12 protein-coding genes are annotated in these 13,618 nt (G+C 70.4%); 6 read left to right on the plus strand and 6 right to left on the minus strand.

What is annotated here, in order from left to right; genetic code table 11:
• Position 1 precedes the first annotated feature (1 nt).
• The 5 genes from AB0H50_RS00510 (at position 2) to AB0H50_RS00530 (ending at position 5,542) form a co-directional block, all read left to right on the plus strand.
• Entirely contained in the window at positions 2-1,045 is a 1,044-nt protein-coding gene (locus AB0H50_RS00510; protein WP_357444486.1) for an FAD-binding oxidoreductase, read from the plus strand.
• A gap of 16 nt (positions 1,046-1,061) precedes the next feature.
• Entirely contained in the window at positions 1,062-2,360 is a 1,299-nt protein-coding gene (locus tag AB0H50_RS00515) for an ATP-grasp domain-containing protein (RefSeq protein ID WP_357444489.1), read from the plus strand.
• Complete coding sequence (locus AB0H50_RS00520; RefSeq protein WP_357444492.1) at positions 2,357-2,680, plus strand: hypothetical protein; 324 nt, start codon at positions 2,357-2,359, stop codon at positions 2,678-2,680. The genes AB0H50_RS00515 and AB0H50_RS00520 overlap by 4 nt, the downstream gene beginning before the upstream one ends.
• 307 nt (positions 2,681-2,987) lie before the next feature.
• On the plus strand, positions 2,988-4,367 hold the full coding sequence (locus AB0H50_RS00525) for an FAD-binding oxidoreductase (protein ID WP_357444495.1): 1,380 nt from the start codon (positions 2,988-2,990) through the stop codon (positions 4,365-4,367).
• Positions 4,364-5,542: an acyl-CoA dehydrogenase family protein gene (locus AB0H50_RS00530; RefSeq protein WP_357444498.1), complete on the plus strand. Its 1,179-nt coding sequence runs from the start codon at positions 4,364-4,366 to the stop codon at positions 5,540-5,542. The genes AB0H50_RS00525 and AB0H50_RS00530 overlap by 4 nt, the downstream gene beginning before the upstream one ends.
• Positions 5,543-5,639: 97 nt before the next feature.
• Here AB0H50_RS00530 and AB0H50_RS00535 read toward each other — a convergent pair whose 3' ends face one another.
• The 3 genes from AB0H50_RS00535 to AB0H50_RS00545 form a co-directional block, all read right to left on the minus strand.
• The gene (locus AB0H50_RS00535; protein ID WP_357444501.1) at positions 5,640-5,858 is read right to left on the minus strand and encodes an excalibur calcium-binding domain-containing protein; all 219 of its coding nucleotides are present in this window, start codon (positions 5,856-5,858) and stop codon (positions 5,640-5,642) included.
• Positions 5,859-5,981: 123 nt separating this feature from the next.
• Positions 5,982-7,601, minus strand: a complete 1,620-nt coding sequence (locus AB0H50_RS00540; RefSeq protein WP_357444504.1) for an ATP-binding cassette domain-containing protein — start codon at positions 7,599-7,601, stop codon at positions 5,982-5,984.
• Between the two features lie 200 nt (positions 7,602-7,801).
• Positions 7,802-8,302: a helix-turn-helix domain-containing protein gene (locus tag AB0H50_RS00545; RefSeq protein ID WP_357444507.1), complete on the minus strand. Its 501-nt coding sequence runs from the start codon at positions 8,300-8,302 to the stop codon at positions 7,802-7,804.
• 81 nt (positions 8,303-8,383) lie between these two features.
• Between AB0H50_RS00545 and AB0H50_RS00550 the strand changes: the two genes are divergently transcribed.
• Positions 8,384-8,824: a nuclear transport factor 2 family protein gene (locus tag AB0H50_RS00550; protein WP_357447122.1), complete on the plus strand. Its 441-nt coding sequence runs from the start codon at positions 8,384-8,386 to the stop codon at positions 8,822-8,824.
• Between the two features lie 257 nt (positions 8,825-9,081).
• Here the strand turns inward: AB0H50_RS00550 and AB0H50_RS00555 are convergent, their stop codons facing one another.
• The 3 genes from AB0H50_RS00555 to AB0H50_RS00565 form a co-directional block, all read right to left on the minus strand.
• Complete coding sequence (locus AB0H50_RS00555; protein ID WP_357444510.1) at positions 9,082-11,142, minus strand: CocE/NonD family hydrolase; 2,061 nt, start codon at positions 11,140-11,142, stop codon at positions 9,082-9,084.
• 137 nt (positions 11,143-11,279) lie between these two features.
• Positions 11,280-11,852 carry an adenine phosphoribosyltransferase gene (locus AB0H50_RS00560; RefSeq protein WP_357444513.1) on the minus strand — a complete coding sequence of 191 codons (573 nt, stop codon included), beginning with the start codon at positions 11,850-11,852 and terminating at the stop codon, positions 11,280-11,282.
• Positions 11,853-11,889: 37 nt separating this feature from the next.
• Positions 11,890-13,611 carry an ABC transporter substrate-binding protein gene (locus AB0H50_RS00565; protein WP_357444516.1) on the minus strand — a complete coding sequence of 574 codons (1,722 nt, stop codon included), beginning with the start codon at positions 13,609-13,611 and terminating at the stop codon, positions 11,890-11,892.
• Positions 13,612-13,618 lie beyond the last annotated feature (7 nt).

The following is a 13,618-nucleotide window of genomic DNA, read 5'->3' on the forward strand; positions in this document are numbered from 1 at the left end:
CATGACCGACGTCGTCATCGCGGGCGCCGGTGTCACCGGCCTGATCGCGGCCGTGCGCTGCGCGCGGGCCGGCCACCGGGTGACCGTGGTGGACCGGGGCCCGATCCCGAACCCGGCGTCGAGTTCGTTCGATCATCACCGGGCCGTGCGGGCGCTGAGTCCCGGCGACCCGGCCGCCACCGCCGCGGCGGCGGCGCTGCACCGGCGTTGGCTGCGGCTGCAAGCGCTGCTCGGCGGCCACTTCTACCGCCGCATCGGCGTGGTCACCGGCTGGCCTGCCGCGTCGATCGACGCTGCGGTCGACGTGGCCGACCGCAGCGGCTTGCCCGTGACCGTTCTGGAGCCGAAGGTGTTGCCGCACTTCGTGTTTCCCGAAGCACACTGGGGCCTGCTGGAGGCCGATGCGGGCGTGCTGCTCGCCGAACGGGTGCTGCACGCCGCCGCTCGCTGGCTGCGGGCGCAGCCGACGGTCATGCTGCTGCCCTGGCGGCAGGTGGTCGAGGTGGACACCGACGCCGCCCGGCTTCGGTTGCGCGGCGGCGCCCGGCTGTCCGGCGATCTGGTGCTGCTGGCGACCGGGGCGTGGACGGGCGAACTCGTCGACGCGCCGACCGTGCTGCACCGGCAGACCACCGTCTACCTGCGACCGCCCGCCGACCTGGCGGCGTGGTGGGAGCAGGCGCCGAGCGCCGGGCGGATCGGCGCGGACGGCACCGGCTGGCTCATGCCGCCAGGGGCGGGCACCTTGCTCAAGGTCAGCTCGTCGCGGCTGTGCCGGACGGTCGACGATCTCGGCGCGGACGCCGAGAGTGCCTATGCGGCAATGCGATACGTGAACACGGTGCTCACCGATGCGGACCGGTACCGAATCGCCGCGGTCAAGCAGTGCCACTACACCGTCGACGCCGCGACCGGCGGCGCCACCCTCACCAGGCCGGGACCCGCGGTCGTGGCCCGCGCCGCCACCGGCGGCGACGGGTTCCGCACCGCCCCGCTGGTCGCCGACCACCTCGTCGAGCTCGCGGCCGCCCGACCGGCCGCCTGATGCGGAAGGAACAACAATGAACCCCACCAACGACATACTGCTGGTGATCGGCAGCGGACTGCGCCTGTACCGGGAATACCTGGTGCGCTCGGTCACGGCGCGGGCCCGCTCCCGCGGCCTGGACCTGGTGCTGCTCAACAACATCGAACCTACGTGGCAGCACGACTATTTCGACGAGATCGTGGTCGCCAACGTCTTCGATCACGCCGTCCTGGCCGCCGAGGCGCGCGAGATAGCCGCCCGCAGGAGGGTGGTGGGCGTGCTCTGCTGGGACGAGCCGCTGGTCCAGCCCGCCGCCGACATGGCCGACGAGTTCGGCGTGCCCGGGCTGACCGCCACAGGCGTGCGCGGCTGCCGAGACAAGAACCGGACGCGCTCGGTGCTCACCAACGCCGGCCTCGTCCAGCCCCGGTTCGAGCTCACCGGCACGCTCGAGCAGGCGCGGGCGGCCGCGGACCGTATCGGCTACCCGGTGGTGGTGAAGCCGCAGGCGCTCGGCGCGAGCATGGGCGTGGTGCTGGCCGCCGACCGGGTCGAACTCGACGCCGCCTTCGCCACCGCCACCGGCGCGAGCGCCATCGGCGACGAGCCGTTCCGCGGTACCGCGATCGTGGAGGAGTTCGCGGTCGGACCGGAGATCAGCATCGACGCCGCCGTCTACAAAGGCGAGTACCTGCCGATGTTCCTGGCGCGCAAGCGAACCGGGCTGGAACCGTACTTCGAGGAGCTCGGTCACCTGGTCGACGCGGCCGACCCGCTGTTGGAGGACGAGACCCTGATCGGCACGCTGGCCGCCGCGCATCGCGAGCTCGGGGTGGAGAACGGCATCACCCACACGGAGGTGCGGCTGACCGCGCGCGGACCGCTCATCATCGAGGTCAACGGCCGCCTCGGCGGCGACCTCATCCCGTTCCTCGGCAAGATCGCCACCGGCATCGACCCCGGCGAGGTGCTGGTCGACGTCGCCACCGGCCACCGGCCCGCGACCAGGCCCACCCGCAAGGCCGCGGCGGGCATCCGCTTCGGCTACCCCGAACGCGACACGCTCGTGCGCTCCGTGACGGTGCCCGAGCACGCGCCCGGCCTCGTCACCGCGGCCGCGATGGTGGAGCCCGGCGCGGAGCTGCGGCTGCCGCCCGGCGGCTACATCGCCCGGCACTCGTTCGTCGTGTGCGAGGCGGCCGACGCGCCGCGCTGCTCCGAATTGCTCAAGGCGGCAAGCGCTTCGGTCGAGCTGGTCGGCGATCCGCTGGAACCGCCCGCGCCGGGTTCCGCGTTCACCCTGCCCGCCGGACTCCTGGACGCCGACAAATGATCAACTACGACGGCCGCCGGTTCCGCAACCCGGACAGCGACGACGGTGTGGTCGCGCGGTACCACCAGCGCGGCGATCTGGTGTGGGCGTTCTTCGCGGGCGGCAAGGTCCGCCGCGGTGCGCTCAACGGCCTGTGCGACGCCGACGGGGTGCTGCACCTGGCCTACACGATGGTGCTGCACGGCGGCGACATCGTCTCGGGCTTCACACGGTCGGAGCCGGAGGTGACCGACGGCGAACCCCTGCGGCTTCGCGAGGAGTGGGAACGCTACGGGCCCAACGGAACCAGCGGGATCTCCTACCTGGTGGAGATCCGATGAACCGGCTGTTGCGCCGCTTCGGCGCGCGATCGTGGGACGCCGCCCTGCCCACCCGCGCCGACACGGATCAGGCATCGGCATCATCCGGCGCCGAGACCGGCCGGGGTCCGGCTCCGATCGTGCGAGGCACGCCCGATTCGGCAGAGCGCGCACCGTCAGTTGCGCTGTCCGGCAGCGAAATCGACAGCGTACGAGGTAAGCCCTCGGGCGACGCGGCCGATCGTCGCTGGTCTGCGATCGGACGCGGAACACCGGAACTCTCTGTCACGGACCGGTACCGCCGCACAACACCGTCGGAGGCGGGCCGATGACCGATATCGCGAGTCTCGACCGCTTGAACGCGGGAACGGTGCGCTATCCCGGCGACGACGGTTTCGCGGCGGCGAGCGTCCCGTTCAACAAGCGGTACGCCGACATTCGGCCGAGCGCGGTGCTGTCGGTGCGCGACGCCGCCGACGTCGCGCGGGCGGTCCTGTGGGCACGCGAGGCCGAGGTGCCGCTGGTGGCGCGGGGCGGCGGGCACAGCTACGCCGGGCATTCGGTCGGCACCGGGCTGGTGCTCGACCTGCGCGGCCTCGGTGGCATGCGGGTCGACGCGGCGAACGGGCTGGTGACCGTCGGCGGCGGCGCCACCAACGGCGCGGTGTATGCCGCGTTGCAGGAGCACGATCTGGCCGTGCCGCTCGGCAATTCGAATCAGGTCGGGATCGGCGGGCTGGTGCTCGGCGGCGGCGTGGCCGCGGTGTCGCGCGCGTTCGGGCTCACCGCGGACGCGCTGGTGGAGACCGAGATCGTGCTGGCCGACGGCAGCACACTGCGCTGCGACGCGCGCGAGAACGCGGACCTGTTCTGGGCCTGCCGCGGTGGCGGCGGCGGAAACCTCGGGGTGAACACGTCGTTCACGTTCCAGGCTCGCCCCACCGTGTCCAGCTCGACCTGCCTGCTGCTCTGGGAGTGGCGCGACGCGCGGCGCGTGCTCGCGGTCATGCAGGAGATCATGGCCGCGGCGCCCGACGAGTTCGCGGCGCGCATCGGCGCGAGCCGTTCGGGCGACGGCCCCGGCGTGGTCTCGGTGATCGGCCAGCACCTCGGTCCCGCATCGGAATTGCGTGAACTGCTCGAACCGGCGCTCGCGGCCGCCACGCCGCACCGAGTGGACATCGCCGATCGGGACTACTGGCAGGCCAAGGATTTCCTGCATCACGAGACCTCGGGCGACCCCTTCGCGGTGCGCACCCGGTGCACGCCGAAACCACTGACCGAGGCGGGGATCGACGTCGTGATCGACGCCATCGATCGCTGGCCTGGCAGCGCCAATCCGGACGGCGCAGGTGTCGCACTGTTCACCTGGGGCGGCGCGATCAACCGAATCCCCGTCGGCGACACCGCCTTCCCGCACCGCGACACGCTGTTCCTCGTCTCGATGGACACCTCGTGGAGCGAGACCGACTCGGCGCAGACGGTGTGGTGCAACCTCGAATGGCTCGACGGTCTGTACGAGGAGATGGGCAACTACGCCACCGACGCCGCCTACGTGAACTTCACCGACCCCGCTCTCACCGACCTGTCCGCCTACTACGGACCCAATCACGCACGCCTGGCGCGGCTCAAGCACCGGTACGACCCGGATAACTTCTTCCGCTTCCCCCAGGCGATCACCCCGCTCAGCAAGGAGAACCGCGGATGACCCTCGTCGATGAACCCCGCACCAACCCGCTCGGCTCCGGCGCCGAGATCCTGGCCCGCGCGCAGGCGCTGGCGCCGCAGCTGCGCGAGCGCGCCGAGGAGATCGAGGCCGCGCGCAGGCTGCCCGCCGACATCGTCGAACTGCTGCGCGACGCGGGCGTCTTCCGTATGGCGTTCGCGCGCGACTGGGGCGGGCCCGAACTGACCTCCATCGAGCAGACCGAGGTGGTCGAGGCGCTCGCCTACGGCGACGCCTCGGTCGGCTGGTGCGCCATGATCGGCTCCGACACCGGCCTGTACGCCCGGTTCCTGGACGAGGCGGTCGCCAAGGAGATGTTCCCGAGCCTGGACATGGTGACCGCGGGACTGCTGTTCCCGACCGGCCGCGCCGAGCGCGTGCCCGGCGGCTTCCGGCTCAGCGGCCGCTGGCAGTTCGGCAGCGGCATCACCCACGCCGACTGGGTGGTGTCCGGCGCGTTCGTCGTTCGGGACGGCGAGCCCGAACGCGACGCGTCCGGCGCGCCGGATTCGCGGCTGTTCATGGTGCCGCGCGCGCAGGTCGAGGTCATCGACACCTGGCACACCACGGGGCTGGCGGGCAGCGGCAGCTGTGACTACCGCATCGCCGAGGTGTTCGTTCCGGAGGAGCACACGCTCGAGTTCGCTTCCGTGCGACACGGTTTCGGCCCGCTCGGCCAGCCCGAGGTGCACATGCGCAACATGCCGGCGGTCCCGTTGGGCGTCGCGCGCGCCGCGCTGGACCACGCGCGCGCCGAATCCGCAGCCAAGGCCGACGATTACCGCGTCCAGGTGACCATCGCCGAATGCGAGGCCGCACTGCACGCCGCGCGCTCCGGCGTCTACGCGGCGCTGCACCGCCAGTGGGAAATCCTCGGCGCGGGAGGCACACTCGACGAGCTCGCCCCGACCGAGCGGGCAGCGTTGCCGCTCTCCCGCCTGCACGCCTTCCGCACCGCCCGCACCATCGTCGGCCGCCTCTACGACCTGCGCCAGACGGCCGCCATCTACCGGCCCTCGCCGCTGGACCGCTGGCTGCGCGACACCAACACCATGTGCCAGCACATCGTCGCCCAGGACCGCATCCTCCAGTCCGCTGGCGCGTACCTGATGGGCGGCACGCCGTCGTTCAAGCTCTGCCTCGGGCTGGTCGGCTGAGCGCCATCCGGGCGCAGGAGCTCGTCGGTGGCCCCGACGAGCTCCTTACCAGCCGGTGGGCGTCGGCCGAATCGGCTCGCCAGGTGCGGAGCGGAGACTAACGCTTCGGTTCGCAGGCGATGCCGTCGCCGTCGCGATCCAGGTGCTCGGCGTAGCCCGGCTCGCCCTCGTGCAGGGGGGCCTTGCCCGCCGCGCGGACCTCGGCGCAGTTCTTGTAGTACGGCTCCGATTGGGCCGTTCCCGCGGCGGCGGAGCCCAGCGCAACCAGGGCGGCGGCGGCGAAGATCGTGGTGGCGAGGCGTCGGGCGAACTGCACCGGGTCGACCCCCTTCATCCCAGGGCGGACCGCGGAAGCGTCTGCCCGACAGTACTTTTCGTCTCGAATCGGACGACCCGAACATTTTGCCAGGCGGAAGCCGGCGCGCGCAAGGCGCCCACGTCAGACCGCCGGATCGGTGTCCGGCGCGCCCTGGTCGACGATCCGGTCGGCGTCGACCAGCCCGTTCTCGGTGAGCTCGAGCCGCCGGGTCACCCCGATGTCGTCCAGGAAGCGCGGGTCGTGGCTGACCACGATCAGCGCGCCCTCGAAGCCGGCCAGCGCCTGGGTCAGATGGTGCAGGCTGGGCAGATCGAGGTTGTTGGTCGGCTCGTCGAGCAGCAGCAGTCTCGGCGCGGGATCGGCCAGCAGCAGCATGGCCAGCGCGGCGCGCAGCCGCTCACCGCCCGACAGCGCGCCCGCCGCGACGTCGGCGTCGCCGCCGCGAAACAGGAAGCGCGCCAACCGGGAACGCACCTGCAACGGCGTCGCGTGCGGCGCGGCGGCGGACACGTTCTCGAACACCGAGCGACTCTCGTCGAACAGGTCGAGCCGTTGCGGCAGCATCCGCCAGGCCACCGAGGGCGGTGCGTCCGCGATCCGGCGCAGCAGCGTCGATTTGCCGATCCCGTTGCGTCCGGTCAGCGCGATACGCTCCGGCCCGGAGACCCGTAGCGTCACCGTAGGTCCGCAGGCCAGCGTCACCTCGTCCAGCGCGAGCACCTCCTGCCCCGGGTAGACCCGGGTGCCGGGCAGTTCGATGCGGATCTCCTTGTCGTCGCGGACGAGTTCCTCCGCCTGCTGGAGCTGATCCTTGGCGGTGTCCAGCCGTTCGATGTGGGTGTTGCGCAGCTTGCCCGCCGACACCTGCGCCGCGCGCTTGCGCGCTCCGGCGAGGATCTTCGGCATGTTGTCGGCCTGCTTCTTGCCGTAGCGCTGCCTGCGGTCCAGTTTGACGCGGGTATCGGCCAATTCCTGTGCCTGCCTGCGCACGTCGTTGCGCGCCTCGCGCACCGCCGAGCGCGCCGCCTGCTGTTCGGCCTCGACGATGCGCTCGTACTCGCCGAAGTTTCCGCCGAACAACCGCAGTTCGCCCGTGCGCAGCTCCGCGATGGCGGTCATCCGTTCCAGCAGTTCGCGATCGTGGCTGACCGTGAGCACCGTTCCGGAGAACTGCCTGATCACCTCGTAGAGGCGTTCGCGCGCAACGTGATCCAGGTTGTTGGTCGGTTCGTCGAGCAGCAGCACGTCGGGTTCGGCGAGCAATTCGGCCACCAGCCCGAGCAGCACGGTCTCGCCGCCGGACAGGGTGTCCAGGCGGCGGTCGAGCCCCTGCGCGGAGTCCGCCACGTAGTGCAGGCCGAGCCGGTCGAGCAGTGCGACGGCGCGCTCCTCGACATCCCATGCGGCGCCGACGGTCTCGAAGTCGCGCTCGTCGCCGTCACCGGATTCGATGCGGTGCAGAGCCTTTCGCACCCCATCGATGCCGAGCACGGCGTCGACCCGCTGGCCGTCCGCCAGCCCGAGATCCTGGCGGAGATAGCCGAGATGCCCGGACACCGCGACCGACCCGCGGGCGGGCGTCAACTCCCCCGCGACCAGGCGCAGCAAGGTGGATTTCCCGGCGCCGTTGACACCGACCAGGCCGATGTGTCCGGCCGGGAACACCGCGCCGAGTCCTTCGAACACCGGAGTGCCGTCCGGCCAGGAGAACGTGAGATCGGAAAGAGAAAGAAAGGTCATGCGGAACCCCTGAGGTTGCGACGGGAACGCGGCGCGCGTACGCGGGCCGCCCGAAAGCGCTACCTCGAGAAGATCAACGCATACTCCGATCGACGGGGACAAGACCGTTCCAGGTTAAACACACACTGGGCGATCGTGCCAGTGCAATTTCGCTCACAATGTCTGCGTCGGGCGTGGGCCGGGCCGCCCTGGTCGGCGAATCATTCGGCGGCCTCGATGAAATCACCCACCAGCATCGTCCCCTGCCCCCGCCGCGCGCCGGGACCCGGCTGCCAGTACACGGTCTCGGCGGTCAGCGGTTCGCCGCATTCCTCGCACACCACCACACCCGAGGTGCGCTGCCCGCACCCGCGGTGCACGGAGACGACGGGCGGCCCCTCCGGCCCCGCGCTCCACTTGTCGCCCCAGGCGATCAGCGTGGCCAGCACGGGATACAGATCGCGCCCCTTCTCGGTGAGCAGATACTCCCGCCGCACCGGATTCGTCTGGTAGACGCGCGATTCGACGATGCCGTGCGCCCGCAGCGTCTCCAGCCGGGCGGCGAGCACGTTCGAGGCGACGCCGAGATCGCGGCGGATGTCCTCGAAGCGCGTCATCCCGACGAACAGGTCGCGCAGGATCAGCGGCGTCCACCGCTCCCCCACCGCGTCCAGCGTGCGGGCGATCGAGCAGACGATCTCGGACAGGTCAGCCTTGGCCACCGTGCCATTCTAGTCCGTTGCAAAAAACAAGTGACTCGATTACGTTGGCGGCCAGACGACCGAAGGGAAGGGTGCGTGGACATGCCGGATGTGGTGGACCAGTTCTGTACGGCGACCGAGACCGCCGACATCGACGCGCTGATGGAGACGCTCGCCCCGGACGCCGAGCTGCACTCGCCGATCTCGGGCGCCCTCGTCTTCCGCGGGCACGACGACCTGCGCGTCCTGCTCACGGTGGTCTACCGCGGCGTCTCCGGACTGCGCTGGACCGCGCGGCTGGGCGACGGCGCGCGCCGGGTGCTGCTGGCCGAGGCGAAGGTCGGACCGTTCCGGATGACCGAGGCCATGGTCCTCGAACTCGCCGAGGACGGCCGCATACGCAAGCTCGACCCGCACCTGCGCCCCTGGCTCGCACTGAGTTTCCTGGCGGTCAAACTCGGCCCGGGCCTGCTGCGCCACCCCCGGTTGATGCGCCGGGCACGGGCCACCCAGCCGCCCTCCCCGGTCCGCGCGACCGTCTGAGAGAGCAGCCCCCGCGCATGGCCGGAGCGTATGTGAGGAGGTACGCACGACAAGCGCTGCCGGACGTAGTCCGTCCTCAGACCCGCGCATGGCCGGAGCGTATGTGAGGAGGTACGCACGACAAGCGCTGCCGGACGTAGTCCGTCCTCAGATCCGCGCATGGCCGGAGCGTATGCAAGGAGGTACGCACGACAAGCGCTGCCGGACGTAGTCCGTCCTCAGATCCGCGCATGGCCGGAGCGTATGCGGAGGTACGCCTACAGCGGCCGGTTGGTGGGCAGGTTGACGAAGCTGGGCGCGTTCGGATCGATGTTCAGGGACTGCGGTTTGAACTCGGTGTTGTTGAGCATCGGCCGGAACGCGAGTCCTTTCGGCGAGTTGCCCGCGAAGACGTCGACCCGCAGCCGGTGGCCCGGCTGGAGAACCGCCTGGGTGGGAATGACGGCGATGTCGAGCGCGATCGGTTCGCCGGGCACCACTTGGAGCATGCTGTCCAAGGTGATCGGGTTGAACGGCGCGGTGTAGTCACCGGAGGGTGAGCGGGTGCTCTTGGCTTCGTCGACGGCCCGCATCGAGGCGGTCAGCTGGCCGGTGGACAGGACCACCGAGGTGCCGTCGGGCGCGACGTCGTTGATGGTGACGCTCCAGTAGCCGTCGGTGGCGTGGTGCACGGTGTTGAGGTGCACGTTGATCGGGCCGGAGATCACGGTCGGCTCGGCGACCGCCGCGCTGGTGAAGGTGAGCGCGTTGCGTTCGGCGATCCGGGAGTCCTTGGCGCACACGTCCAGGAATGACGTGATGCCGGCCGATGCCTGGGCGGCGTCGCGGGAGCAGATCGTGGTGAGCCCCGGAGCGACGGTGAGCACGGCCGCGTCGGCGGGACGAGTCGACGTCAGCGAGCCGTCGTGCACCACACCCTCGGCGGTGCCGCTGGCCTGCCCCGACAGGTAGACACGGCGATGCACGATGCCCGGCTGCGGGAACCTTCCGAGGGTGATCCAGCTGCCGCCCTGCTCCCACAGCACGATCGGGCCGTATCCGTCGATGCCGTTGTCGATGTCCTTGAGCCACTTGTCGAACCACGCGCGCTGCAGCACGTCCAGCCGGGGCGGGGCGCCGGGCACACCGGTCCCCGCGCCGGGATTGGCGTGGTAGGTGTTGCCGACGACGAGTTTCTTCTGGTCGTCGGGCAGCGGTATCGCGTTGAACAAATTGGTGGCGCTGTTGGCGAAGATGTCGTGCCAGCCGCCGTAGACGAAGGCCGGGACGTTCACCCGATCGGGATGGCCGAGGATGCCCTGCCGGAACGGGCTGTCGGCGTCGAGCGCGTCCGCCAGCGCCGACGGGACACGATCCAGCGACGGCGTCAGCAGCGCCTGAGCTAGCAGGTCGAAGTTGGTATTCGGATCCGACATCCGCTCGTGGAACCACGCCCAGTCGAACGTGCCGCCGAGCATCGAGGACACGTCGGGGATCAGCTTGAGCTGGTTGACGTTGCTGAGCCACAGCGGCAGGAAGGTGATGCCGATGCCGCCGCCGGGAGCCACCACGTCGCGCATGAGGTCGCTGCCCGGCTCCACCGGGAAGATCGCCTTCAACGGCGCGGGCGCGTCCTCGGCGGCCCGCAACTGGTTGATGCCCGCATACGACCCGCCGCTCATCGCGACCTTGCCGTCGGACCAGGGTTGCGTGGCGGCCCAGTCGATCACCTCGCGGGTGTCGAGCTGTTCGCGCGCGCCCAGGGTGTCCCAGGCGCCCTGCGAGAAACCGGTGCCGCGGACGTCGACCACGACGAGGTTGTAGCCGCTGCGGATGAGATTGCGATCGATGCCGAGCACGGTCTGCACGGTCCCGCCGTCCAACGCGTGCAGCAGATCGCCGAATCCGGTGATCTTCGTGCCCGAGACGTTGACCCGGCGCACCAGGTCCACCGCGAGCGGCTGCAGGCCGGGTGCCGCCAGCGCCGAATCGATGAGATTCGTCATGAGCTTGGTGTAGGGCGTCATGTTCACGATCGTCGGCAGCGGCCGCGTCTCCACCGGGCCGCCGGTCTGCGCGGGACGGTAGACGTTGGCCTTCAGGATGACGCCGTCGCTCATCTGGATGGGAACGTCCCACTGGATGTTCACATCGGAGTACGGCTGCGGTCCGTCGTGCAGTTCGGTCCACTGCTCGGTGCGCGAGGCCAGATCCGGCGGCCGTTCCGGGGACGGGTGGTACATCCCGATGGCGACCACCGCCAGCACGATCGCGACCGTACCCACCGAAGTCCTGATCATCGAGCCCGACAGCCCACTCGGCTGCAGTTTCCTGGCCACCCTGCCCTCTCCATCGTCATCAATCACTCGACAGCGACTGGGACGATAGCAATTCGCTACCGGAGGATGCGGGATCTACGGGCCACTCGGCACGTCGAAACATGCCACGTCAACGGCCGGAAGCGGCCGCGGCACAATCAGATCCGGACGATGGAGGTCAGCGGGTAGTCCCCCTGACGACTCCGGCCTTCCAGGAAGCTCAGCTCGAGCACGACCGCGGCCGAGATGATCTCCGCGCCTGCCGACAGGAAGAGGTCCGCGGCGGCGGCCAGCGTGCCGCCGGTGGCGAGCACGTCGTCGAGCAGCAGCACCCGGCGACCCCTCAGGTCCACGCCGTCACCGGGGATCTCCAGGGCGGCGGTGCCGTACTCGAGGCTGTACTCGCGGGTCAGTACGGGTGGCGGCAGCTTGCCCGCCTTGCGGACGGCCAGCACACCGGTGCCGAGGGTGGCGGCGACGCCCGCGCCGAGCAGGAAGCCCCTGGCGTCCACCCCCGCGACCAGGTCCGCGTCCGGCGCGCAGGCGGCGAGGCAATCGATGACCGCGCGGAAGCCCTCGGCATCGGCGAAGACGGGCGTGAGGTCGGCGAAGCGGACACCGGGGGTCGGAAAATCGTCGCGCCAGCGGGTCAGGCGTTCGACCAGCTCGGCCGCCATAGCGGTCCGCTCGGCGACAATCTCGTCGGACTCGATCGCCGCGTGCTTACTCATCGACACCTCTCCATGATCACTCACCCACAAACACCTGTCACCGCCGCAACACCCAGCGGTCCATGTTCCAGCCGGTACCACCCTGGGTGGGTCCGGCCACACCGTTGTGCAGACCGTTGCCGAAGGCGATCGTGCGCGGAGTGGCGAACAACGGAATGCTCGGCACCTCCGACCACAACAGGTTCTCGGCCTCGGTCAGCAGACCCAGCTGCGCGGCCGAGTTGTCGTCGGCCGCAAGCTGATCGGTGATCGCATCGTAGCGGCCGTTTCCGAATCGCCCGAAATTGAGGCCGTTTCCGGTGCGCAATGCGCTGGTCGCCGCCACTCCGGTCAGCGAACCGGCCGGGCCGGGCGCCGTCGCGGTGCTCGCCAGCACGGCGTCGACGCGCCCCTCGCCGAGCTGGCCGGGGCGGAAGTCGGGCGCGCCCGCGTCCACCACGGTGATGCCCGCGGACCGGCATGCCTCGGCGATCATCTGCACGGTCTCGGCGCGCCGCTCGTCGGGGGCGAGATACCCGATGCGGACCGTCGGATTGGCCGCACGCGCGCGGGCGAGCGTGGCGGTGGCCGCGGGAACGTCGGTGCCGCGATACCGTTCGGCGGCGCCGGTCGTCGCCCGGTAGTACAGCGAATCCTGCTGTGTTATAAGGGAATTGAGCGGTCCAGCGCCGAGACCGGTGTTCGGCACGTCGGCGGCCTTGCCCAGCGTGTCGAACAGCGCCTGGCGCGGCACGCACAGCGCGAAGGCGCGGCGCGCGTCCACCGAACCGAACACGCCCGCGGTGGCGAGCACGAGCTGCTCGGCGCCGCGGCCGGGCACGGTCTTCGACGAGAAGCCGCCCAGATCGAGGTCTTTCACCGAGTTCGCGCCGACGTCGATGATGCTCACCGCGTTGTCGGAGACCTTGGCCTTCAGATCGGCGGTCTTGTCGAACACCACGATGCGTCCGGTCTCGGCTTTGTTGCCCCACCAGCGTTCGTTGGCGATCAACACCAAACCGTCCTGCCGGCTGAAGGATTCGATCCGGTACGGGCCCGAGGAGGGGAACCGCGAGAGGTCGAGGTTCTCGGAACCGATGGTCCAGCCGGTGTTCCAGAAATCGGCCAGCCGCTGCACGGCGCCAGGATCACCGGATTGCAAGGCCGACACCACATTCGGCACGTTGGCCACCCGCGCGGCGATGTGCGCGGGCATCACCTCGCCCGCGGAGAACAGGTCACGCCACGGGAGGAACCGCCGGTCCGGCCGGAAGACCACGGTGGCGTCCTTGGATCCCGGCTGGCAGTCGACCCGCTCGATGTCCTCGTAGCCCGCGGTGTCGGCAGCGTCGAAGAGCGGAACGGGGCCGCCCGCACCGGGCACGGTGAATCGCCCGCTGTGCGCGGTCCAGGTCAGCACCAGATCGTCACAGGAAGTGGGCACCCCGTCGGAGTACACGCCGTCGGGGTTGAGCCGGTACTGGATCGTCTGGGACTCGCCCGGCACCTCCTTGGCGGTGCCGAAATCGGTGTCGGCGACCTGCTGCCCATCGGGTCCGGTGTAGAAGAACCCGGTCAGCACTCGTTGGAACACCGCCGCCGAGCCGCTGCTCGCGCCGAGCGTGCTGCCGCCGTTGTAGCTGGCGATCACGGCATCGACGGCGTAACCGATGGAGGGCACCTGGTTCTGCCCGGAGCACCCGGCCACCGATCCGGCGGCGAGGGCGCCCACGGCGACCGCTCCCATCAGACGCACCGCAACGCTGCGTGGCTGTCGCATGGAACGA

Origin of the sequence: Nocardia sp. NPDC050793, assembly GCF_040654065.1 — a bacterium.
Classification (GTDB): Bacteria; Actinomycetota; Actinomycetes; order Mycobacteriales; family Mycobacteriaceae; genus Nocardia.